Source organism: Methyloversatilis universalis FAM5, assembly GCF_000214035.2.
GTDB classification, from domain to species: domain Bacteria; phylum Pseudomonadota; class Gammaproteobacteria; order Burkholderiales; family Rhodocyclaceae; genus Methyloversatilis; species Methyloversatilis universalis.
The window spans coordinates 380,479-403,281 of record NZ_AFHG01000059.1 but is presented as its reverse complement, the minus strand read 5'-3'; the positions used below and the strand labels follow the sequence as shown (position 1 = coordinate 403,281).

The following is a 22,803-nucleotide window of genomic DNA, read 5'->3' as shown; positions in this document are numbered from 1 at the left end:
CCACCCGTTACAGGATCGTGGCCGTGGCGCTTCCGCCACGATGGCAGCTTCCATCTCCCGTCGCGCTTCATTCAACGGCCGTATCGCGGCGAGGCGCCGCTCCCACAGACGCCGCCTCAGCCTTCGCGACAGAGGGAGTGGCGCCCTGGCGGCGGTGAAGCCTTCACCCCTCATCGCGCTTCATTCACCGCCCAATCACGGCCGGGCGCCGCTCCGCCCGACGCGAATTTCGTGGGAGCGGCGCCCCCGCCGCGATGCAGCCTTCATCCCCCGCCGCACTTCATTCAACCGCTCGATCGCGACAGAGCGCCGCGCCCACAGGACTCCGCCCCCCCGTCATGCCGGATCCAGCAGCGCGGCGTCCCAGCCGAACACCTGCGCCAGCCGGTTGAAGGCGCTGCCCGGCCGGCAGCGCAGTTCGATGTCCTCGCCACTCACCGGATGGCGGATATGCATATGTATACAGGCGAGCAGCAGCCGCGGCTCGCCGCACAACGTGGCGACATAGCGGTTGTGCGGCCCCTTGCCGTAGGTGGCGTCGCCGATGATGGGGTGGGCGATGTGCTTCAGGTGGCGGCGGATCTGGTGGGTGCGGCCGGTCAGCGGCATCGCTTCGACCAGCGCGTAGCGGCTGGCCGGATAGCGGTCGATGGCCACCGGCATTTCGGCCACCGCCAGCCGGCGGTAGCGGGTGAGCGCCGGCTGCGCCACGACCGGCTCGGCGCCCTCGCGCGCCGCACGCGGGTCGATTGCGTCGTCGATGCGGCGCAGCGGGTGATCGATGTCGCCGGCCTCAGGCGGATGCCCGCGCACCACCGCCAGATAGCGCTTGGCCGGCCGATGCGCCGCGAACTGCTGCGCCAGCACGTGGGCCGCCTCCGGGTTCAGCGCGAACACCAGCACGCCGGAGGTACCCCGGTCCAGCCGGTGCACCGGCCACACCCGCTGCCCGATCTGGTCACGCAGCCGCTGCACCGCGAATTCGGTTTCATGGCGGTCGAGCGCGGTGCGATGCACCAGCAGGCCGGAAGGCTTGTCGATGGCGACCACATAGTCGTCACGGAAGAGAATGTCCAGCATGGGATGTCCGGCACGGCGGTCCGGCAGAGGCGGTTGCGAAGGCGGTTGCGAAGGCGATTGCAAAGGCCGGCAGAGCGGCCCGCCCGCATGATGCCGCATTTGCGGGTCCGGGCACGCACTGGCGGAATGAGAGGCACTCGCGAAAGAGACTGCTTACACCAACCTTGTCCGCGATCAAGAACAAGTCCAAACGGCCACTGCATCATGCGCCCCCGTCGCTTGTCGACCCGGTGTCCGGCCCGAGAACCCGGCTGCGCACCGGCACCGAATGCCTGGAACCCGCCCCCTGCCATGACCTATCTGCCTGCCCCCGCCCTGCCCGACGAGGCGGCCCGCCTCGCCGCGCTGGCCGAATACGCCATCCTGGATACCGACCGCGAACCGCTGTACGACGATTTCGTGCTGCTGGCCACGCAGCTGTGCGGTACGCCGCTGGCGTACATCAGTCTGGTGGACCGCGACCGCCAGTGGTTCAAGGCCCGCAGCGACCGCGGCCCGCACGAAACGCCGCGCGACATCGCGCTGTGCGGCCACGCCATCGCGCAGCGCGACGTGTTCGTGATCGAGGACACCTTCGCCGATCCGCGTTTCGCCGAAAACCCGCTGGTGACCGGCGCACCGCACATCCGCTTCTACGCCGGCGCGCCGCTGATCACGCCGGAAGGCCATGCGGTCGGCGCGCTGTGCGTGGCCGACCGGGTCGCCCGTACGCTGAGCGCGGCGCAGCGCGATGCGCTGGCCGCGCTGGCGCGCCATGTCGTGTCGCAGCTGGAACTGCGCCGCGCCACGATGAAACAGGCCCGCACGCTGGCGGCGCTCGAAGCGTCGGAACGGCGGCTGCTGGAAGCGAACGAACACCTAGAGGAAAGGGTGGCCGCGCGCACGCTGGAACTGCGTCAGCTCAACGACGACCTGTCGGCTTTCGGCTATTCCTGCGCGCACGACCTGCGCACCCCGCTGCGCGCCATCGACGGCTTTTCGCGCATCCTGCTCGAAGAGGCCGGCGAAGCGCTGCCGCCGGACCAGCGCGTGTGCCTGGACCGCATCCTCGCCAATACCCAGCGCATGGGCGAACTGATCGACGCGGTGCTCGATTTCTCGCGCATCGGCAGCAAGTCGCCCGAAGTGCAGCGCATCAATCCGGGTCTGCTGGTGCGCGACGTGGTCAATGCCCATCCGGGCTATCGCGACGACAGGCAGGTGCGGGTGGACATTGCCCCGCTGCCGGAAACGCTGGCCGATCCGGTGCTGTTCAGGCAGGTGTGGCAGAACCTGATCGACAACGCGCTGAAGTTCTCGCGCAGCCAGCCGGTCAGCGAAATCCGCGTGGAGGGCTGGGTCGAGGGCAACCGTGCCTGCTACGCGGTGAGCGACAACGGTCCGGGCTTCGACCCCGCCCAGGCGCACCGGATGTTCCGCGTGTTCGAGCGGCTGCACCCGACCAGCGACCATCCGGGCGTCGGCGCCGGGCTGGCCATCGTGGCCCGCATCGTGTCGCGCCACGGCGGTCGCATTCGCGCGGAATCGCCGCCGGGCACCGGCGCGCGCTTCGTGATCGACATGCCGCTGGCGCGCACCGCCTCGCCGGGCCGCACACCGGCCGCCGGCAAGCTCAAGTCCATGGCGGCCTGACGCCGTGCCCACGACGGGCGCGGACAGTGCTAGATTGGACGCATCGCTGCACGGTTTCCGCTTGCCTTGTCAGGAACGCGTCAACCCTGACCTTTGTGCCCAGTCCGGATCGCTGCACCCGGACGGCCCATGCTGAACGGGAGAACGTCATGAGCACCGCCTGCACCACCGACTACATCGTCGATCTGAGCAACCACTCCAATCGTCTGCGTCTCGAATCCGCGGTGCCGGGCCGCCCGCTGAAGGTGGTGGTGCGCGATCCGGCGCAGCCGGACGGCCCGGCGCTGCACGGCACCGGCCTGCTGAGCGCAGACCGCACGGTGTTCGCGATCGACATTCCGGTCGCCGGCGGCATGCATCACCAGACCTGCGACTGGGCGACGCTCAGCGCGGCGCTGGACGCGGAGTCGGAATTCGACTGATCGCCCCGGCCCGGCCGGCCAGGTTCAGCCGGGACGGCGGCGACCGTCCGGCAGGCCGAGCGCGCGCCAGCCGTCCAGCCCGATCCGGTTCAGCGTTTCGATATTGCGCTCGTAGATGCTTTCCGCTTCCGGGAAGGCATCGACCGCGCGCGTGACGCTGGCTTCGCGCAGCAGATGGATGGTCGGGAAGGGCGCGCGGTTGGTGTAGTTGCCGATGTCGTCCGGCTCGGTATCGGCGAACTGCCACTGCGGGTGGAAGGCGGCCACCTGGATGACGCCTTCGTGCCCCTGTTCGCTGACCGCCTCGTCCACGATGTCGAGGAAGTCATTGAAATCGAGGAAGTCCTCCAGCAGCGAGGCGTGCATGATGAGCGTGGTATCGACCGCGGCCGGATCGGCCTGCGCCAGGAAATCGATCTCGCGATCGATGTCTTCCAGCAGGCCGTCGAGGTGTTTCGCCTCGCTGACCACGTAGCGCACCTGATCCTTCACATACACCGCCTTCGCGAACGGGCAAAGATTGAGCCCGATGACCGCCTGTTCTAGCCAGTGGCGGGTGATGGCGATGACTTCGTCCTTGTTCATGAAACCGTGTCTTCCAGCAGGAATTGTTCGACCGGCACGGTCTGCGCGATGTCCATGAACATCGGCGCGTGACCGACACCGGGCATTTCGAGCGTGCGCGCCTTCGGGCCGCGCTCCGCCATCTGCGCCAGCGTGTCGCGGGTGATCAGGTCGGATTCGGCGCCGCGCACGCACAGCGTCGGGCAGCGTATCGCGTCATACAGATTCCACAGCTCGATGTCGCCGAGGAACTGCATCGCCGCCAGCGGCTTGCCGATATCCGGGTCGTAGCCCATCTCGAATCCGCCATCCGGTCGCGGCCGGGTGGAGTGTACGGTGAGATGGCGCCACTGTGCGTCGGTCAGCGGCCCGAACGGCGCGCTGACCACGCGGATGTAGCGCTCGGCCTCGTCCAGCGACGCGAATTTCGGGGCCTTGCCGACGTATTCGGCGATGCGGCGCAGGCTGACCGCGGTCACCACCGGGCCGACGTCGTTCAGCACCATGCGGGTGATGGGCGTATCCGGCAGCGCGGCCAGCGCCATGCCGATCAGCCCGCCCATCGAGGTGCCGAACCAGTGCACCCGCTCCACGCCCAGCCGGGCGATCAGCGTGACCATGTCGCCGACGTACTGCGGCACGCCATAGCCGGCCGCGTCCGGCAGCCAGTCGCTGCGGCCGCGCCCCACCACGTCCGGACACACGACGCGGTAGTGCGCCGACAGACGCTGGGCGAGGAAATCGAAATCGCGACCGACCCGCGTCAGTCCATGCACGCACACCAGCACCCGCGGATTGTCCGGGTCGCCCCATTCCGCATAGGCCATGCGGTGCAGCCCTTTCGGGTTCGCGCACTGCACCTGCAGCAGCCGTGGCTGTTCGCTCGCCCGCGCCCGCCCGAACCACCCCGCCACCTTGTCGATCACGCCCATATCGCCCCCTGGTCCCCAGCCCCTGGCCCCTAAAACCCATTGTGCCAGTAGCGCGCATCGCGTTCGCGGCTGCTTTCGACCACGAAGCCGGTGGCGGCGAAGCGGTAGCGCAGCGCGCCGTGGCGGTCGCTGCGCCGCTGTACGCTGCCCGCCGCCTCGTAGCGCGCGACCACCGCCGGATGCGGATGCCTGAAGCGGTTGCGATAGCCCATCGCATGCACCGCCTCGCGCGCGCTCACCGCCTGCACGAAGGGTTCGGTCGACGAGGTCCGGCTGCCGTGGTGCGGCGTCACCAGCAGGTCGGCCGCCAGCGGTGCGCCGGCCGCGACCAGCGCCGCCTCGCCATCGGCCAGCAGGTCGCCGGTCATGAGGGCGCTGCCGTGAGCGGCGTCGATGCGCAGCACGCAGGACAGCGCATTGCTCGAACGCGCGCCCCGCTCTACCGCGCCGGGCAGCGGGTGCAGGATGGCGAAGCGCACGCCGTCGAGCTGCCAGGCCTGGCCAGCGGCGCAGTCTGCGGTGTCCGGCCGGCGCAGCCGCAGTGCGTCGTGCGACGGCACCGAGGACAGCACGCGGTCGACGGTCAGCCCGTCCAGCACTGACGCCGCACCGCCGGAGTGGTCGCTGTCGGCATGACTCACCACCAGGGTGTGCAGCCGCCGTACGCCGGCGGCACGCAGATAGGGCAGCACCAGCCGTTCGCCGGCATCGGCTTCGGCGCCGTAGCGCGGGCCGGTGTCGAACAGCAGATCGTGGCCGGCGGTCTGCACATGCACCGCCAGCCCCTGGCCGACATCGAGCACGGTCACCACCATGTCGCCGTGCAGCGGTCGCTCGGGCTGCACCCACAGCACCGGCAGCATCAGCGGCAGCGCCAGCGCGCGCCCTGTCCAGCCGGGCGGTGCCAGCAGGCAGAGCGCCCCGAGCCCGGCCGCGGCGACCGCCCACACAGGTGGCGCAGCGCTCTGCCACAGCGCCCAGTCGGGCGCGGTCAGCCAGGCGATGCCCGTCATCAGCCACGCGATCAGCGCATGCGCCAGCCACAGCAGCGGATCGAAGGGCAGCACCACCGCCATCAGCACCAGCGGCGTGACCAGCCCGCTCACCACCGGTATGGCGATCAGATTGGCCAACGGCGCGATCAGCGATACCCGGCCGAACAGCGCCAGCGTGAGCGGTGCCAGCCCGACCGTGATGGCCGCCTGGGCGCGCAGCCATCGGCGTACCGGTCCGGCCGCCGTCCCGACATCGCCGGCTGCTGCGTAGAACAGCAGCGCGACCGCGCCGAAGGACAGCCAGAAGCCGGCATCGATCACCGCCAGCGGGTGCGCCAGCAGCACCGCGCACAGCGCCAGGGCCAGCGCGTCCACCGGCGACGCGAAACGGCCGCGCCACAGCGCGAGCGCCCCGATTGCCAGCATGATGAGGGTGCGCTGCGCCGGAATGCCGAAACCGGCCAGCAGGCAGTAGGCGGCCGCCGCGACCAGTGCGGCGGCAACCCCGGCGCGCTGGGCCGGCAAGCGCAAGGCGAGCGCCGGCACCCGCCGCCAGAGCGCAGTGAACAGCCATCCGGCCAGCGCGGCGACCATGGTGATGTGCAGGCCGGAAATCGACACCAGATGGGTGAGACCGGCGCGCTCGAACAGCGCCCACTGGGCAGTCGGGATGGCGCGCTGTTCGCCGATGGCCAGCGCGATCAGCACGCCGGCCCAGGGCGCAGCGTCCACTTCCTCCCGGCCGACGCCAAGCGCGTGTTCGAAGCGGCTGCGCACCGATGCGCGCAGCCGCTGTACCGCCGGCTCGAAACCTGCGGCCTCGGCGGCGAGCATGCGGGGCGGCGGGCTGGCCCGTACCTGGCCGGTGGCGCCGATGCCGCGCGCGAACAGCCAGCCTTCGTAGTCGAAGCCGTGCGGGTTCATGTTGCCGTGCGGCCGCTTCAGCCGGACCCGCAGCTGCCAGCGGCTGCCTGCCGGCAACGGTGTGGCGGCCAGCGGCTCCGCCTCGCCGTGCTCGCCCTGTTCGCTGCGGCGGGCGTCATTCCAGTTCAGCATGAGCCGCGACGGCACACCGGGGGGCGGCGCATCGACCGCGAATTCGAAACGCCTGCCGCGCTCGATGCGCACCGGCAGGCTCACCACCACGCCGCTCAGGTCGATGTCCTGACCTTCCAGCGCCGGCGCCAGACGGTCGGCGAGCTGCAGATGCCCCCAGCCGGCCGCCAGGCAGAAGCCGCCGAACAGCATCGACACGCAGCGCGCAGACGCGGAGCGCCGCCAGTACGCGGCGGGCAGCAGCGCCAGCGCGCCCAGCCCGGCCAGAACGCCGGGCGCCGGCAGCTGCGGCAGTCGTGACGCGAGCAGACAGGCGATGAGCAGGGCGAACGTGAGCGGCGGCAGCATGCCGCATTATTGCGCCGAAAATTCCATACGAATAAACGGGGAAGAAATCCGCCCGGCATCCGGATGGCGTGTGCCGGGCGTATGAACCCCGGCTGGCGCCGCCTGTCCTCAACCGGTACGCTCGACGCGCCTGAACCGGTCTCCCGCATGAGAAAACTGATACGCAGCTACCTTCCCGACAGCGACAGCCTGCGCCGCAACCGCTGGCTGGCCCCGTTCGCCGACAGCCTGGGACATCCGCGGCTGTGGCGGCTGAACCGGCACAGCTGTGCCGGCGGCGTGGCGGTCGGGCTGTTTTCGGGGCTGATACCGGGGCCGCTGCAGATGCTGGGCGCGGCACTGCTGTCGGTGCTGCTGCGGGTGAACCTGCCGCTGGCCATGCTGGTCACCTTCTATACCAATCCGCTCACCATCGTGCCGCTGTATGCGGTGGCCTGGGCCTACGGCCGGGCGGTGATGCCGCTGCTGGGCATGACGCTGCCGGCCGGCGCGCGTTTCAGCGCACCGCAGATTCCGGACGACGCCGGCTTCGCCGACTGGATGGACGCGCTGGTGACCTGGTTCATGGCGCTGGGCGAACCGCTGCTGATCGGCCTGCCGCTGCTCGCGCTCACGCTGGCGGCCCTCGGCTATGTGACGGTGCTCGGGCTGTGGCGCTGGCACCTGGTGCGCGCCTGGCAGCGCCGGGCCGAGTCGCGGAAAACCCGGTCATGCTGACCCGGGACAAGCTGGACATCTACCGCCGTTTCAACGGCGACCTCGACGACCGCACCCGGCGCGCGCCGGACACGCGCGCGCTGATCAGCGACGAGGAATGGGCCATGCTCGACGAGCTGCACATGCAGATAAGGATCGCGCACGCCGGCCAGTGCAGCGCGACCTTCCGCACCGCGCTGGACGCCCGCCTCGCCGCCTGCTGCACGCCGGAGGTGCGGGCCGCGCTGCTGAATGAGGCCAGCGGCTAGCCCAGCCGTCCGTCCACCAGCCGGACCGTGCGGTCGGTGCGCGCAGCCAGCCGCTCGTCGTGGGTGACGATGACGAAGCTGGTGCCACGCGAGCGGCTCAATTCCAGCATCAGGTCGAACACCGCGCCGGCGGTGCGGCTGTCCAGATTGCCGGTCGGTTCGTCGGCCAGCACGCAGGCCGGCTGGGTGACCAGCGCACGGGCGATCGCCACCCGCTGGCGCTCGCCGCCGGACAGTTCGCCCGGCTGGTGTTCCACCCGGTGCGCCAGACCGACTTCGGACAGCATGGCCGCCGCCGCCTCGCGCGCCTGCGCACGGGTCTGGCGGCGGATCATCAGCGGCATCGCTACATTGTCCAGCGCCGAAAACTCCGCCAGCAGGTGGTGGAACTGGTAGACGAAGCCCAGCGCGCGGTTGCGCAGCGCGCCCCGCGCCGCCTCGCCGAGCGAGGAATAGTCCTGCCCCTGCAGCGCCACGCGGCCGGCACTCGGCACGTCCAGCCCGCCGAGCAGATGCAGCAGCGTGCTTTTCCCCGAGCCGCTGGCGCCAACGATGGCCACCCGCTCGCCGCGGGCCACCTGCAGATCGACGCCGGCCAGCACCGGCACCTCCACCTTGCCCTGGTGGAACACCTTGGTCAGGCCGCTGCAGCTCAATACGACGTTGTCGGGCGCGATGTTGTCGAGCGTGATTTCACTCATAGCGCAGCGCCTCCGCCGGCTGCACGCGCGACGCGCGCCAGCTCGGGTAGAGCGTGGCCGCCAGCGTCAGCACGCCACCGATCACTGTTACGGTGATCACGTCGGACCACAGGATTTCCGATGGCAGTTCGGGAATGAAGTACACCTCGGACGACCACAGCGACACGCCGGCGATCTTTTCGATGGCCGGCACCACCACGTCGAGATTGCCGGCCAGCAGCACGCCGCCGGCCACGCCGAGCAGCAGGCCGAAGCCGCCGATGAGGGCACCCTGCACCACGAACACCGCCATCATCGACGCAGGGCTGGCGCCCAGCGTGCGCAGGATGGCGATGTCCGCCTGCTTGTCGGTCACCACCATGATGAGCATGGACACGATGTTGAAGGCGGCCACCGCGACGATGAGCGACAGGATGATGAACATCATGTTCTTCTCGATCGCGATGGCGCGAAAGAAGTTGGCGTGCTGGCGGGTCCAGTCGCCGACCAGCAGTTCCTGCCCGGCGAACTGCTCATGCAGCGCACGCGCCACCCGCGGCGCCTCGAACAGGTCGGCCACCTTGAGCCGCACGCCGGACACGCGGTCCTCCATCCGGTACAGCGCCTGGGCGTCCTGCATGTGGATGAGCGCGAGGCTGGCGTCGTATTCGAAATGCCCGGCCTCGAACACGCCCACCACCGTGAACTGCTTCAGACGGGGCAGCACCGCGGCCGGCGTCACCAGACCCTGCGGCGCGATCAGCGTCACCTTGTCGCCCACCCGCACCTGCAGCGCGCGCGCCAGTTCGATGCCAAGCACGATGTTGAAGCCGCCCGGCTGCAGGTCGGCCAGCCGTCCGGCGCGCATGTGCTGGCTGAAGGCGGCCACGCCGTCCTCGGCCGCCGGCAGCACGCCGCGCACCATGGCACCGCGCACCGTCTGGTCGAAGGACAGCATGGCCTGTTCGCTGATGTAGGGCGCGGCCGCCTTCACGTCCGGATTCTTCAGCGCGGCATCCGCCACCTGCTGCCAGTCGCCCAGTTCGTTGTCGTAGCCGGTCACCTGGATGTGGGACGCAACGCCCAGGATGCGGGTACGCAACTCCTTCTGGAAACCGTTCATCACCGACAGCACGGTGATCAGCGCCGCCACGCCCAGCGCCAGACCGAGCGTGGAAATGAGGGAAATGAAGGAAATGAAGCCGTTGCGCCGTTTCGCCCGCACATAGCGCAGGCCGAGCAGGATTTCGTAGTTCATGGGGTCGGCATGGTACCGGAGCGCCCGCCCGCGCATGCAGGATTGCGCCGACAGCACCGCCGCAACGCAACGCAGGTACACTTCACGCATGTCACTGCATCTGGTCCTGCCCGGGCTGCTCTGGCCCTCCACCTCACCGCTGCCCCCGCCCGCCACGCCTGCGCTGTCGCTGCTGCTCGGGCGCGGCATACGGAGCCGCCGCCCGGCCGCGGCGCCCGAACACCTGCTGGCCGGCCTGTTCGGCCTGAAACCGGACGCGCCGCTGGGCGCGCTGCGCCGTGCCGGCTGCGGCGAACCGGTGGACAGCCGGTGCTGGCTGGCGGCGGACGTGGCCCACCTGCGCTTCGCGCGCGACGCGCTCATGCTGACCGACCGTCCGGACGTACGTCCGGACGCAGACGAGGCGGCCGCGCTCGCCGCTGCCTGGAACGCGCATTTCGCCAATGTCGGCTGGCTGCACCTGCCGGCTGGCGGGCACGGTCATCTGGCGCTGCTGGAACCGCTGTCGGTCGATACCGTGCCGCCGGGCGCCGCCATGGGGCGCAAGATCGACGTGTCCATGCCGGGCGGGCGCGACGGCGCCCGGCTGCGCCAGTGGATGAACGAAACCCAGATGCTGTTCCACGTCCATCCGGTCAACGCCGCGCGCGAAGAAGCCGGCCGGCCGACGCTGAATACGCTGTGGTTCTGGGGCGCCGGTACGCTGCCGGTGCAGGCCGCCCTGCCCTGCATGCAGCTGTGGGCGGACGATGCGCTGGCGCACGGCCTGGCCCACGCGGCCGGCGTGCGCGCCGCGCCGCTGCCGGAGCGCCGCGACATCGCGCTGCAGGAAGGCAATCTGGTGCTGCTGCAGGACGCACTGCCCCCGGCCCTCTACCTGGATGCCGAAGGCTGGCTGCAGGCGGTGCAGGCGCTGGAGCGCGACTGGATCGTGCCGGCGCTGCAGGCGCTGAAGCGCGGCGACGTGCAGTCGGTCACCGTCACGCTGAGCGGTGACGAAGGCGTCCTCGCCTGCACCACCGAAAGGCGCGACCTGTGGAAATTCTGGCGCCGCGCCGTGCCGCTGGCGAGCTGATGCGCATGAGGGTGCGGCGCCCCGCCAAGATTGGGCCATCATCAAGACTGGCGCCCGGTATCGCGGCGGAAACGCCGCCCCCGCAGAACCCGCCGCCCTCGCCCCTTGAATCTTGAGTCTTGAGTCTGCCCCCATGACCCGCATCGTCCACCGCCCGATCCCGCCCCGCAGCTACGCGCTGCTCGAACAGCAGGGCGTGCATCCGCTGCTGGCGCGGCTGTATGCCTCGCGCGGCGTGCAGGAACGCAGCCAGATCGACTATTCGCTGAAGGCACTGCTGCCGCCGGACACGCTGACCGGCGCCAACGACGCGGCGCAGATGCTGGCGGACGCGATCGAGGCCGACGCCCGCTTGCTCATCGTGGCCGACTACGACTGCGACGGCGCCACCGCCTGCGCAATCGGCATCCGCGCGCTGCGCGCGATGGGCGCCAACGTGAGCTATCTGGTGCCGAACCGCTTCGAGTACGGCTACGGCCTGACTCCGGAAATCGTCGATCTCGCAGCGCACGCCGAGCCGGACATCATCATCACCGTGGACAACGGCATCGCCAGCGTCGAGGGCGTGGCGCGCGCCAACGAACTGGGCATATCGGTGCTGGTGACCGACCACCACCTGCCGGGTGACGAACTGCCGCGGGCCGACGTGATCGTCAATCCGAACCAGCCGGGCTGCGGCTTCACCAGCAAGTCCATCGCCGGCTGCGGCGTCATGTTCTACGTGATGCTGACGCTGCGCGCGGAGCTGCGCCGGCGCGGCGCTTTCGCCGGACGCGAGGAACCGAATCTGGGCAGCCTGCTCGACCTGGTGGCGCTCGGCACCGTGGCCGACGTGGTGAAGCTGGACCACAACAACCGGGTGCTGGTCACCCAGGGCATGCAGCGCATCCGCTCCGGCAAGCTCACGCCCGGCCTGCGCGCGCTGTTCGCCGCCGCCGGCCGCGAACCGGCCCGCGCCACCTCCTTCGACCTCGGCTTCGCCATCGGCCCGCGGCTCAATGCCGCCGGCCGGCTGTCCGACATGTCGCTCGGCATCGAATGCCTGATCACCGACGACTTCGCGCGTGCGCTGTCGCTGGCGCAGCAGCTCGACGCGATGAACCGCGAGCGGCGCGAGATCGAACAGGGCATGCAGGAGGAGGCGGAAGCGCAGCTGGCGACGATAGACATCGGTGAATCGAAGTCGCTGGCGCTGTTCCATCCGGACTGGCACCAGGGCGTGATCGGCATCGTGGCCTCGCGCATCAAGGAGCGCGCGCACCGGCCGACCATCGCCTTCGCGCGCGGCAACGAGGGTGAGATCAAGGGCTCCGGCCGCTCGATCCCCGGCCTGCACCTGCGCGACGCGCTCGACCTGGTGTCCAAGCGCGAACCCGGCCTCATCCTCCGCTTCGGTGGCCACGCGATGGCCGCCGGCCTGACCGTACGCGAGCACGATTTCGAACGCTTCCGCGACACCTTCGAACAGGCGGTGGCCGACATGGTGGAACCTTCGGCGCTGACCCGCACCATAGAGACCGACGGTGCGCTGGAAGCGTCGCTGATGAACCTGCACGCCGCGATACTGATCGAGGCGGAAACCTGGGGTCAGGGCTTCCCGCCGCCGGTGTTCGCCGACCGTTTCGAAGTGCGCAACCAGCGCCTGCTGAAGGACAAGCACCTGAAACTGTCGCTCGCGAAGGACGGCAGCGTGTTCGACGCCATCTGGTTCAACCGCGCCGAACCGCTGCCGCCCTGCGTGAACGCCGCCTACCGGCTGGACATCAATGAATACCAGGGTGTCAGGCGCATACAGCTGATGGTGGAACACGCCGAACCGGCCTGACGCAGGCCCGGGCGCCACATACCCGCACCGGACGACGCCCTGTCAGCGGCGACGGTGTGCCCGGCGTTATCGCTGACGATTCCAACGAAGGACGATGACCATGTCACACGACCGCTTCTTCCGCCGCGAAATGACCCGCCGCGACTTTCTGTGGCTGTCCGGCATCGCCGGTGCCGCCGTCACGCTGCCTCAGCTGACCGGCTGCGCCACCGACCCGATCACCGGTCAGCAGGTGCTGGTCGGCATGTCGGAGCAGGACGAGCTCGGCATCGACCGCAAGCACTCGCCCCAGCAGTTCTCGGCCGACTACGGCGCGGTGCAGGACCCGGAGCTGAACCGCTATGTAAACGAGGTCGAGCGTTCGCTGGCGAAGAACACCCACCGGCCGGACGTGCCCTACAACGCGCGCGTCGTGAACGCCAACTACATCAACGCCTACACCTTCCCCGGCGGCAGCATGGCCTGTACCCGGGGCATCCTGCTGGACATGGACAGCGAGGACGAGCTGGCCGCGCTGCTGGGCCACGAAACCGGCCACGTCAATGCGCGTCACAGCGCCAAGCAGGCCGGCCGCGGCATGATTGCCCAGGCCGGCGCGATGGCGGTGAACGTCGCGGTCGCGATGTCGGACTACCGCGGTGCAGCACCGCTCGCCAACATCGCCAGCCAGGTCGGCGCCAGCGCGCTGCTGGCCGGCTATTCGCGCAACGACGAACGGCAGGCCGACGCGCTGGGCCTCGACTACATGACGCGCGCCGGCTACAACCCGGACGGCATGGTGAACCTGATGGACATGCTGCGCAGCCAGCACAAGGAAAAGCCCAGCCTGCTGCAGACCATGTTCTCGTCGCACCCGATGTCGGACGAGCGCTACGACACCGCGCAGCGCGAAGCCACCGATGCCTATGGCAGCTATCGCGGCAAGGCGCTGTCACGCGAGCGTTACATGGACCACACCGCCAGCCTGCGCCGGCTCGCCCCGGCGATCAAGGCGCAGCAGGAAGGCGAATCGCTGATGGCGAAGAAGTCGCTGGACGAGGCCGAAAGCCGCTTCGACAAGGCACTGAAGGTGGCACCGGACGACTACTGCGGCAATGTGCTGATGGGCAAGTGTCTGCTGGCGCAGAAGGAATACGCGAACGCGGACCGGCATTTCTCGCGCGCCAGCGAAATCTATCCGGGCGAAGGGCAGGCGATCTATCAGCGCGGCGTATCGAAACTGGCGCTGGGCCGCGGACCGGAGGCGCTGGCCGCCTTCAACGCCTACGACCAGGTGCTGCCGGGCAACGCCACCACGCTGTTCCTGAAGGGGGTGGCCTACGAAACCATGCAGGACAAGCGGGCCGCCAGCCAGCACTATGCCGCCTACATCCGCAGCGGTCAGAAGGACGCCCAGGCGCAGTTCGCCTTCCAGCGTCTTCAGGCCTGGGGCATGGTGAAGTAAACCGCTGACGTAAAAAGGCCTTCCCTTATCCATCCGTCACGCTGCACTGCGGATTGTGGCGGACTGCGGGCAAGGTTAGCATCGCTATGCTTCGCGCCGTGCCGGATACGGGCAACCGTCCGTACCCGGCTGTGCAAAGCATCCACCACCACGAGGAGGCTTACATCCATGTCTGACCAGAACAATACGCAGTCGGCCCGTCGCAAGTTCCTGGCCAAGGCTGCAGGCACCGCTGCCGGTACCGCGGCCATCGCCTTCCCCAGCATTTCCGTCGCACAGTCTCCGATCACCCTGCGCTTCCAGTCCACCTGGCCGGCGAAGGACATCTTCCACGAGTTCGCGCAGGACTACGCCAAGCTGGTCAATGACATGTCCGGCGGCCGGCTGAAGATCGACGTGCTGCCCGCCGGTTCGGTGGTGAAGGCCTTCGACCTGCTGGACGCGGTCAACAAGGGCACGCTCGACGGCGGCCACGGCGTGATCGCCTACTGGTACGGCAAGAACTCGGCGCTGGCGCTGTGGGGCTCCGGCCCGGCTTTCGGCATGGACGCCAACATGCTGCTGGCCTGGCACGAATTCGGCGGCGGCAAGGCGCTGCTGGAAGAGATCTACAAGAGCCTGAACATGGACGTCGTGTCCTACATGTACGGCCCGATGCCGACCCAGCCGCTGGGCTGGTTCAAGAAGCCGGTCACCAAGGCCGAGGACATGAAGGGCCTGAAGTACCGTACGGTCGGCCTGTCGATCGACGTGTTTACCGAACTGGGCGTATCGGTCAATGCGCTGCCCGGCGGCGAAATCGTGCCGGCCATGGACCGCGGCCTGCTCGACGCGGCCGAATTCAACAATGCTGCCTCCGACCAGGTTCTGGGCTTCCCGGACGTGTCCAAGGTGTGCATGCTGCAGAGCTTCCATCAGGCGTCGGAACAGTTCGAAATCCTGTTCAACAAGAAGCGCCTCGACTCGCTGCCGGCCGACCTGCGCGCCATCATCCGCAACGCGGTGCCGGGCGCCTCGGCCGAAATGTCGTGGAAGGCGATCGATCGCTACTCCACCGCCTACCAGGAAATGCAGGAAAAGCAGGGCGTGAAGTTCTACAAGACGCCGGATGCCATCCTGAAGGCGCAGCTCGCCGCCTGGGACAAGGTGACCGACAAGAAGGCTGCCGAGAACCCGATGTTCAAGAAGGTGCTCGAATCGCAGCGCGCTTTCGCGAAGCGCACCGCGAAGTGGCAGAACGACACCACGGTGAATTACCGCATGGCCTACGAGCACTTCTTCTCGAAGAAGGGCTGAAGCCAGCACTGATGCAAACGAGCCGGCGTCTCCACAAGGGACGCCGGCTTTTTTGACTCCACCAGAACAGGACGGACACCGACAGGTGTCCGCAGACCGCCATGCAAAAACTGCTGCTCGGCGTCGACCGATTCAATACCTGGGTCGGTCACGCATTCGCGTGGACCATCGTCGTGCTCACGCTGATCATCACCTGGGAGGTGTTCTCGCGCTACGCGCTGAACACGCCGCACGCCTGGGTGTTCGACGCCACCTACATGCTGTACGGAACGCTGTTCATGATGGCCGGCGCCTATACGCTGGCCACCGCCGGCCACGTGCGCGGCGACGTGCTGTACGGCTTCTTCGAGCCGCGCACCCAGGCCATTCTCGACCTCATCCTGTATTTCGTGTTCTTCATTCCCGGCGTGCTGGCGCTGTGCTGGGCCGGGTGGGACTTCTTCAATGACTCGCTGGCCATCCGCGAACACTCGTCGGTCACCTCCGACGGGCCGCCGATCTATCCGTTCAAGTTCATCATCCCGCTGTCCGGTGCCGCGCTGATGCTTCAGGGCGTGGTGGAAATCCTGCGCTGCATCGTCTGCATCAAGCAGGGCGAATGGCCGTCCCGCACCCAGGACGTCGAGGAAGTCGATGTCGAAAAGCTGCGCCACATGGTGCACGCCGACCTGCCCAAGGGCGACACAGCCGGGAGCACCCAGAAATGAAGAAGGAACTCCGCTTCGGCTTCGGCCTGATGGCGATCATCATCATCGCCACGGCCATCCTGATGCCGCCGCCGTCCGAATGGACCGGCGGCCATCTCGGCCTGCTCATGCTGGCACTGGTCGTGGTCGCCATCATGCTCGGCTTTCCGACCGCTTTCACGCTGATGGGCATGGGCGTGCTGTTCTCGTGGCTGGCCTACCGGATGCAGAACCCGGACATCGCGACGCAGCAGACGCTGGACCTGATGGTGCAGCGCGCCTTCTCGGTCATGACCAACGACGTGCTGATCTCGATCCCGCTGTTCGTGTTCATGGGCTATCTGGTCGAGCGCGCCAACCTGATCGAGAAGCTGTTCAAGAGCCTGCATCTGGCGATGGCCCGCATCCCGGGTTCGCTGGCGGTGGCCACGCTGGTCACCTGCGCCATCTTCGCCACCGCCACCGGCATCGTCGGTGCGGTAGTGACGCTGATGGGCCTGCTGGCGCTGCCGGCCATGCTGCGTTCGGGCTATGACGTAAGGCTGTCGGCCGGCGTGATCACCGCCGGCGGCTGCCTGGGCATCCTGATCCCGCCTTCGGTCATGCTCATCGTGTATGGCGCCACCGCCGGCGTATCGGTGGTGAAGCTCTACGCGGGCGCCTTCTTCCCGGGTCTGATGCTGGCCGGTCTGTACATGCTCTACGTGGTGCTGGTCGCCAAGCTGAAGCCGGAAATGGCGCCGCCGCTGCCCGAGTCCGAACGCCATGTCGAACTGCCGGCCGCGGCGAAGGAAGTGTCCGGCCGCTACGGCCACAAGGCGGTGCCGGCGCTGCTGGCCGCGCTGAAAGGCCCGCGCGGCAACGCCGGCACCGGCACGCTGCTGGGCCAGCTGGGCATCGCGCTGCTGCCGCTCATCGTCGCCGCCTTCGCGCTCACGTCGATACACGGCGCGCTGACCGCGCCGAAGGCGGTCGAGGAACTGCCGGCCGGCATCGAGTCCTTCGACAGCGGCATGTCCACCAGCGATCTGGCCGAACCGCCGGCGGACGACGGCGGGCTGGCTGAGCCGCCCGCCGAAGGATCGCTGCAGGAACCGCCGAAGGAAGGTGGCGATCTGGCCGAGCCGCCGGGCCCGGCACCGGCGGCAACGGAAGCGACAGCCCCGGCCGCCGAACCGGCCGCTGCAGCCGCACCGGCGGCCGAAGCGGACGCAACACCGGCGCCGAAAGGCTTCTGGATTGCGGTGGGCGTGATCGTGGCGCTGCTGGCGGTGTTCTATGGCCTGCTGAGCTTCGAGCGGCTGGAAATCTTCAAGATGCTGCTGGCGTCCTTCTTCCCGCTGGCCATTCTCATCCTGGCGGTGCTGGGCACCATCGTGTTCGGTCTGGCAACACCGACCGAAGCGGCGGCGATCGGCGCCTTCGGCGGCGCGCTGCTGGCCGCGGCCTACGGCCAGCTCAGCATGAGCGTGATCAAGGAGTCAGTGTTTCTGACTGCCAAGACCTCGGCCATGGTGTGCTGGCTGTTCGTCGGCAGCGCCATCTTCTCGGCGGCGTTCGCGCTGCTGGGCGGACAGGAACTGGTGGAGAAGTTCGTGCTGTCGATGGATCTGACGCCGATCCAGTTCATGATCCTGGCGCAGTTCATCATCTTCGTGCTGGGCTGGCCCCTGGAGTGGACCGAAATCATCGTCATCTTCATGCCGATCTTCATTCCGCTGCTGGCGCACTTCAACATCGATCCGCTGTTCTTCGGCCTGCTGGTGGCGCTGAATCTGCAGACCGCCTTCCTGTCGCCGCCGGTGGCGATGTCGGCCTTCTACCTGAAGGGCGTGGCACCGCCGCACGTGACGCTGAACCAGATCTTCGCCGGCATGATGCCCTTCATGGGCATACAGGTGATCGCGCTGATCCTGCTCTACATGTTCCCGGGCATCGGCATGTGGCTGCCCAACTATCTGTACAACTGAGTCCAGCGGTACAGATGTCCCCGACTGCGGCGCTCCGGCGCCGCAGTTTTTTTGTGCCGCCGCGTAGAATCGTATCGATGCTTTCCCCAGAACAGACCCGACTTCTGATCCGGCTGCGCTGGACCGCCTTCTTCCTGCTCGCGGCCGCGTATGTGCTGGTGTTCTTCCACCGTACCGCCCCTGCCGCCATCGCCACCGAACTGGCGCGTGACTTCAACGTCGGGCCCACCTCGCTGGGCGCGCTGGCGTCGACCTATTTCTGGATCTACATGGTGATGCAGATCCCGACCGGGGTGCTCGCCGACACGCTGGGGCCGCGCCGCATCGTGGCGCTCGGGGGCGTTGTGGCCGGCATCGGCTCCATCGTGTTTGCGCAGGCCGACAGCCTCGGAGTGGCGGTGATCGGCCGTACCCTGGTCGGGCTGGGCGTGTCCTTCCCCTTCATCGCGCTGCTCAAGATCAATGCCGCCTGGTTTCCGGAAAACCGCTTCGCGACGCTGAATGGCGTGACCATGTTCATCGGCAATCTCGGAGCGGCCAGCGCTGCGCTGCCGCTGGCCTGGCTGGTCACGCTGGTGTCCTGGCGCACGGTGTTCGTGGCGCTCGGTCTGCTGTCCATGCTGCTGGCGCTGTTTACCTGGCTGCGGGTGCGCGACCGGCCGGAAGACGCTGGTCTGCCCACCCTGCGCGAACTGGACGGCAAGCCGGCCCATCCGCCGCTGCCGGTCGGCGACTGGCGCAGCGGCCTCAGGCGGGTGGCCGCCAATCCGGCCAGCTGGCCCGGCCTGTTCGTCAATGCCGGCATCGCCGGCAGCCTGTTCTCCTTCGGCGGGCTGTGGGGCGTGCCCTATCTGATGGCAGCCCACGACATGACGCGTTCGGTGGCGGCCCAGCACACCACGCTCATGCTGGTGGTGTTCGCCTGCAGCTGCCTGTTCATCGGCCGGCTGTCCGATCATCTTCGCCGGCGCAAGGCAGTCATGCTGAGCTATGCCGCGGTCTATGTGGCGAGCTGGCTGCCTTTCGTCCTGGCCGAAGCACCGCTGCCTCCAGCGGTCACCTATGGCGTCTGCGCACTGATCGGCCTGTCAGCCGCGGCCTTCTCGCTCACCTGGGCCTGCGCCAAGGAAGTGAATCCGCCGGCGCTGTCCGGCATGGCCACCAGCCTGGTGAACGCCGGCTGCTTCCTCGGCGCGGCGCTGCTGCAGCCGCTGGTGGGCTGGGTGATCGAACGCAATTCGCCGTCGGTCGCTGCAGCCACCGCGGGTGCAGTGACAGACGGTCTGAAGGTGCTGGCCGTGGCCGCGCTGGTCGGCTTCATCGCGGCCTGTTTCGTGCGTGAAACCCGCGCTCGCAACCTGACGGAGCCACACGCATGAACGCGCTGATCGGACTGATGGTGCAGGTGATGCTGCCACTGTCGCTGCTGGTGGCCGCCGGCGGATGGTGGGCGGCCCGAATGGGCGAAGGACCCGACGCGGACCTGCTGCGCGGACAGCTGAACCGGCTGGTGCTGTACGTGTTCTACCCGGCCATCCTGTTCGCGGTGGCGGCCAGCACGCCGATCAGCCTGGACCTGCTCACCGTGCCCTTTCTGGTGGGTGTCGGCACGCTGGCCAATGGCGCCCTGCTCTATCTGCTGCTGTGGAAGACACGGCTCGGCGCCGGTCTGCACGACACGACGCGGGCGGCGCTGATGCTGGGCGGCATGTTCGGCAACACCTTCAACGTCGGTGCGCCGGTGCTGGAGTTCTTCTTCGGCAATGGTGCGATGCGCTATGCCATCTTCAACGACATGTTCATGACCATGCCCTTCGTGTGGACGCTGGGCGTATGGATCGCCACCCGCCTCGGTTCGCACGCCGAAGGCGAACGGCCGGACGTGCTGCGCACCGTGCTGATGATGCCGCCGATCTGGGCCTTCGTACTCGGACTGGCGGCGCAATACACCGGGCTGGCCTACCCGCCGCTGGTGCAGGCGGCGCGCTTCATCGGTCAGGCGGCGATTCCGGTCATCATTTTCGTGCTCGGCATGACCATTCCGTGGCGCCGGCTGGTGCCGCGCACCGAAATACTGGTCGCTTCCGCGGTCAAACTGCTGGTGGCGCCGCTGCTGATCTGGGGACTGGTGCTGGCAGTGTCCGACACGCCGAGCGAGGCGCAGCGTGCCTCGCTGATCGAATGCGCGACGCCTACCTTCATGACCTCGCTGCTGCTTGCCGAGCGCTTCAAGATCGATGGCGCCGCATCGGCTCTGCTGATCGGCTGGAGCACGCTGCTGTTCTGGCTGTCGCTGCCGCTGCTGATGACGCTGGGCCTGTTCCACTGACCCCGGTCAGGCGGGCGGGACAGCCTTCTCCCGCCCGCCCTGCGCGCGCGCTCAGCTCTGCTTCGCGCGGATCTGGATGGCGTTCTTCACCGACTTCGCGCCCTTGACGCCGCGCGCGATGCGCTCCGCTTCGGCCTTCTCGGTGGCGTCCTTGGCGAATCCGGACAGCATCACTTCGCCGTTGAGGGTTTCCACGCTGATCGCGGCGGCATCCACCGCCTTCGATTCGATGAACTTCGCCTTCACCGAGGCGGTGACCGTGGCGTCATCGATGTATTCACCCACCGTGGACTGGTCACGGGTGACTGCGCAGCCGGGCAGTACCGTGAGCGCGGCCAGCGCGGAAAAGGCGGTGGCAAGCATGAGGTTCGAACGCATGACGGGACTCCTTGTTCTGGTTGGGCGGACCTGCGGAAACGGGTCCGCGGGATCGACTGCGTCGCGGGAAGCCATCCGCTCTCCGCTGCATCGATGCCTGCAGTCTAGGAAGGGCGGCCCGCGCCGCCCGTCGGACAAGGACTGACCGTCGTGTAGGACGACGCTGTCCTAGCACCAGCGTTCGAACAGGCGGGAAACCGCCTGCTGAAGCCGTGACCACAGCGGACGCTGCCGCCATTCCGCGGCGGTGATGAGCTGCGACGCCGCCAGATCGCGCTCGAACATGCGCGCCATCTCGCGGCCGAAATCCTCGCCGAACACCACCGCATTGACTTCGTTGTTGGCGGCGAAGCTGCGCCAGTCCATATTGCTGGATCCCACCGTGGACAGCACGCCGTCGATCACCGGGGTTTTCGCGTGCAGCAACGCGTCCTGCAGTTCGTGGATGCGCACGCCGGCATCCAGCAGCTCTGGTAGTCGCTGCGCCCGGCGTGCAGCACCGGCGGGAAATCGCTGGCCGAGGGCAGCACCAGCTGCACATCGACGCCCCGTCGCGCCGCGTCGGCCAGTGCGTCGCCCCTGTCCTGACCCGGCGAGAAATAGGCCGGGTCCAGACGGTCGCGCGGACCGGTGATGTCGACCTGCTCCGCCACGCTGCGTGCGGCCAGCGGCGCGGTCCGGGCGTGCAGCGCCGGCAGCGGCGCCGCGCAGCCGGATCGGCTTCATCGCGCTACACGGTGTCGGCCCAGCCTGCATCAGCCCCGGCCGGCCTCAGTGCGGGGATCAGGAAGGGCAGCGCACATTCGAGACCCCAGCAGGGTTCGCAGTCGGCGCCTGCCCGGGCCGTGAGGACGGCCTCCGGAAGCACCGCAACGACGCGCAGCGGCGGAAAGGGCAATGCGTTCACGGGGCGTCCTCCATCGCGAAGGCCGGGCAGCAGCGCACCGGCACCTGGGTCCACTCTATGGGCACAGGCAGCGATGTCCTGTCGGCGTTCGCGGCACGACGTGTAGGAATCCACCTCCTGCCCGGGCATGCCCCGGACCCGGGTGGCGGGCTCAGACCGCGTCGTAACCGGCCTGTTCGATCGCGTCGAACAGGCGCTCGCGGTCGCAGGCCTGCAGGTGCTCGACATCCACGTCGCCGTGCTCGACATGAATCGCCACCTGGCGCACGCCGGGCAGCGCCTCCAGCGTGGCCTGCAGACCGACCACGCACTTCGGGCAGTTCAGGCCGACGATGCGTATGCGGCTATGCACGACCGTCTCCGCCGTGCCGCCGGACACATCGGCAGGCAAGGGGCCGTTCATGCCGCCCCCTGTCCGCGCCATCCGCGCGTGGCCGCCATCAGATGCTTTCGAGAAATCCCAGATGGAAGGCGGACACGCGATCGAGGCCGATGCGGCACACCACCGATTCATTGGCGGGCACCGGATCCTGACCGGGGGTGAAATACATGGCGTCGCGCAGATGGATGAAGGCGCGCGCGCCGTCGTCGGAAGGCTTGCCCGCCGCCAGCGCGTCCTTGATGCCCTGTTCGATCGAAGACGTCAGGATGTGGTGCTGCATGTACTGCGCACGACTGATCACGAAACCGGAAATCAGGAAGCCATCGACCACCAGCGTGACCGCGGTTTCCAGCTGTGCATCGGATTCGGCGAACTTCACGATGAGTTCGAGTATCGGGTCCTGCATGTCAGCTCCTCGGATGAAACAGCGGCGACCTTGCGCGCTGCATGAAGTGTAGTTGAAGGCGCATGCCTGGCGCTTGACCTTGCGCGACCGGCTGCCGGGCGGACAAGGAAAAACCGCGTGCCGCTGACGCGGACACGCGGTTCTCCGGCCGATAAAGAGCGGTCCGCTCAGCG

At 68.3% G+C, this 22,803-nt stretch carries 23 protein-coding genes; 12 read left to right on the top strand and 11 right to left on the bottom strand.

Features of this window, described 5'->3' with window-relative positions:
- Window positions 1-336: 336 nt before the first annotated feature.
- The gene (locus METUNV1_RS19705) at window positions 337-1,080 is read right to left on the bottom strand and encodes a pseudouridine synthase (RefSeq protein WP_008064888.1); all 744 of its coding nucleotides are present in this window, start codon (window positions 1,078-1,080) and stop codon (window positions 337-339) included.
- A 291-nt stretch (window positions 1,081-1,371) separates the two neighbouring features.
- Here METUNV1_RS19705 and METUNV1_RS19700 point away from each other — a divergent pair, with 291 nt between their 5' ends.
- Both METUNV1_RS19700 and METUNV1_RS19695 read left to right on the top strand, forming a co-directional pair.
- Window positions 1,372-2,712, top strand: a complete 1,341-nt coding sequence (locus METUNV1_RS19700; protein WP_008064887.1) for a sensor histidine kinase — start codon at window positions 1,372-1,374, stop codon at window positions 2,710-2,712.
- Between the two features lie 149 nt (window positions 2,713-2,861).
- Entirely contained in the window at window positions 2,862-3,134 is a 273-nt protein-coding gene (locus tag METUNV1_RS19695; protein WP_008064886.1) for a hypothetical protein, read from the top strand.
- Between the two features lie 24 nt (window positions 3,135-3,158).
- Here the strand turns inward: METUNV1_RS19695 and METUNV1_RS19690 are convergent, their stop codons facing one another.
- The 3 genes from METUNV1_RS19690 to METUNV1_RS19680 are packed head-to-tail and all read right to left on the bottom strand — an operon-like array spanning window position 3,159 to window position 7,029.
- Window positions 3,159-3,719 carry a DUF1415 domain-containing protein gene (locus METUNV1_RS19690; RefSeq protein WP_008064885.1) on the bottom strand — a complete coding sequence of 187 codons (561 nt, stop codon included), beginning with the start codon at window positions 3,717-3,719 and terminating at the stop codon, window positions 3,159-3,161.
- Entirely contained in the window at window positions 3,716-4,630 is a 915-nt protein-coding gene (locus tag METUNV1_RS19685; RefSeq protein ID WP_008064884.1) for an alpha/beta fold hydrolase, read from the bottom strand. The genes METUNV1_RS19690 and METUNV1_RS19685 overlap by 4 nt, the downstream gene beginning before the upstream one ends.
- A 29-nt stretch (window positions 4,631-4,659) precedes the next feature.
- Entirely contained in the window at window positions 4,660-7,029 is a 2,370-nt protein-coding gene (locus METUNV1_RS19680) for a DNA internalization-related competence protein ComEC/Rec2 (RefSeq protein ID WP_008064883.1), read from the bottom strand.
- A gap of 147 nt (window positions 7,030-7,176) precedes the next feature.
- Between METUNV1_RS19680 and METUNV1_RS19675 the strand changes: the two genes are divergently transcribed.
- On the top strand, window positions 7,177-7,746 hold the full coding sequence (locus METUNV1_RS19675) for a DUF2062 domain-containing protein (protein WP_008064882.1): 570 nt from the start codon (window positions 7,177-7,179) through the stop codon (window positions 7,744-7,746).
- On the top strand, window positions 7,740-7,994 hold the full coding sequence (locus METUNV1_RS19670) for a hypothetical protein (protein WP_008064880.1): 255 nt from the start codon (window positions 7,740-7,742) through the stop codon (window positions 7,992-7,994). The genes METUNV1_RS19675 and METUNV1_RS19670 overlap by 7 nt, the downstream gene beginning before the upstream one ends.
- On the opposite strand, the gene lolD is transcribed toward METUNV1_RS19670, so the two are convergent.
- Both lolD and METUNV1_RS19660 read right to left on the bottom strand, forming a co-directional pair.
- A complete protein-coding gene (gene lolD, locus METUNV1_RS19665; RefSeq protein ID WP_008064879.1) occupies window positions 7,991-8,695 on the bottom strand; it encodes a lipoprotein-releasing ABC transporter ATP-binding protein LolD in 705 nt (234 codons plus the stop codon). The two genes, METUNV1_RS19670 and lolD, sit on opposite strands and share 4 nt — an antisense overlap.
- Window positions 8,688-9,932 (bottom strand): lipoprotein-releasing ABC transporter permease subunit, encoded by a 1,245-nt coding sequence (locus tag METUNV1_RS19660; protein ID WP_008064877.1) that lies wholly within the window; start codon window positions 9,930-9,932, stop codon window positions 8,688-8,690. The genes lolD and METUNV1_RS19660 overlap by 8 nt, the downstream gene beginning before the upstream one ends.
- A gap of 88 nt (window positions 9,933-10,020) precedes the next feature.
- On the opposite strand from METUNV1_RS19660, the gene METUNV1_RS19655 reads away from it, so the two are divergent.
- The 8 genes from METUNV1_RS19655 (at window position 10,021) to METUNV1_RS19620 (ending at window position 20,557) form a co-directional block, all read left to right on the top strand.
- Window positions 10,021-11,007, top strand: a complete 987-nt coding sequence (locus METUNV1_RS19655; RefSeq protein WP_008064875.1) for a hypothetical protein — start codon at window positions 10,021-10,023, stop codon at window positions 11,005-11,007.
- A gap of 133 nt (window positions 11,008-11,140) precedes the next feature.
- Window positions 11,141-12,832 carry a single-stranded-DNA-specific exonuclease RecJ gene (recJ, locus tag METUNV1_RS19650; RefSeq protein WP_008064874.1) on the top strand — a complete coding sequence of 564 codons (1,692 nt, stop codon included), beginning with the start codon at window positions 11,141-11,143 and terminating at the stop codon, window positions 12,830-12,832.
- A gap of 94 nt (window positions 12,833-12,926) precedes the next feature.
- Window positions 12,927-14,276 carry a M48 family metalloprotease gene (locus METUNV1_RS19645; RefSeq protein WP_242059678.1) on the top strand — a complete coding sequence of 450 codons (1,350 nt, stop codon included), beginning with the start codon at window positions 12,927-12,929 and terminating at the stop codon, window positions 14,274-14,276.
- A 168-nt stretch (window positions 14,277-14,444) separates the two neighbouring features.
- A complete protein-coding gene (locus tag METUNV1_RS19640; RefSeq protein ID WP_008064868.1) occupies window positions 14,445-15,572 on the top strand; it encodes a TRAP transporter substrate-binding protein in 1,128 nt (375 codons plus the stop codon).
- Between the two features lie 101 nt (window positions 15,573-15,673).
- Window positions 15,674-16,279 (top strand): TRAP transporter small permease subunit, encoded by a 606-nt coding sequence (locus METUNV1_RS19635; RefSeq protein ID WP_008064866.1) that lies wholly within the window; start codon window positions 15,674-15,676, stop codon window positions 16,277-16,279.
- Window positions 16,276-18,228, top strand: a complete 1,953-nt coding sequence (locus METUNV1_RS19630; RefSeq protein WP_008064856.1) for a TRAP transporter large permease — start codon at window positions 16,276-16,278, stop codon at window positions 18,226-18,228. Before METUNV1_RS19635 ends, METUNV1_RS19630 begins: the two co-directional genes overlap by 4 nt.
- A gap of 77 nt (window positions 18,229-18,305) precedes the next feature.
- Window positions 18,306-19,607 carry an MFS transporter gene (locus METUNV1_RS19625; RefSeq protein WP_008064855.1) on the top strand — a complete coding sequence of 434 codons (1,302 nt, stop codon included), beginning with the start codon at window positions 18,306-18,308 and terminating at the stop codon, window positions 19,605-19,607.
- A complete protein-coding gene (locus METUNV1_RS19620; RefSeq protein WP_008064854.1) occupies window positions 19,604-20,557 on the top strand; it encodes an AEC family transporter in 954 nt (317 codons plus the stop codon). The genes METUNV1_RS19625 and METUNV1_RS19620 overlap by 4 nt, the downstream gene beginning before the upstream one ends.
- Before the next feature lie 51 nt (window positions 20,558-20,608).
- Here METUNV1_RS19620 and METUNV1_RS19615 read toward each other — a convergent pair whose 3' ends face one another.
- The 5 genes from METUNV1_RS19615 to METUNV1_RS19600 all read right to left on the bottom strand — a co-directional run bounded on the left by METUNV1_RS19615 (window position 20,609) and on the right by METUNV1_RS19600 (window position 22,630).
- A complete protein-coding gene (locus tag METUNV1_RS19615; RefSeq protein ID WP_008064853.1) occupies window positions 20,609-20,935 on the bottom strand; it encodes a BON domain-containing protein in 327 nt (108 codons plus the stop codon).
- A gap of 168 nt (window positions 20,936-21,103) precedes the next feature.
- A complete protein-coding gene (locus METUNV1_RS20060; protein WP_008064852.1) occupies window positions 21,104-21,388 on the bottom strand; it encodes a phospholipase D-like domain-containing protein in 285 nt (94 codons plus the stop codon).
- Window positions 21,337-21,588: a phospholipase D-like domain-containing protein gene (locus METUNV1_RS20055; RefSeq protein ID WP_008064851.1), complete on the bottom strand. Its 252-nt coding sequence runs from the start codon at window positions 21,586-21,588 to the stop codon at window positions 21,337-21,339. The genes METUNV1_RS20060 and METUNV1_RS20055 overlap by 52 nt, the downstream gene beginning before the upstream one ends.
- A gap of 405 nt (window positions 21,589-21,993) precedes the next feature.
- Window positions 21,994-22,194 carry a heavy-metal-associated domain-containing protein gene (locus METUNV1_RS19605; protein WP_043360471.1) on the bottom strand — a complete coding sequence of 67 codons (201 nt, stop codon included), beginning with the start codon at window positions 22,192-22,194 and terminating at the stop codon, window positions 21,994-21,996.
- An 88-nt stretch (window positions 22,195-22,282) separates the two neighbouring features.
- Window positions 22,283-22,630 (bottom strand): hypothetical protein, encoded by a 348-nt coding sequence (locus tag METUNV1_RS19600; protein WP_008064842.1) that lies wholly within the window; start codon window positions 22,628-22,630, stop codon window positions 22,283-22,285.
- Between the last annotated feature and the right edge of the window lie 173 nt (window positions 22,631-22,803).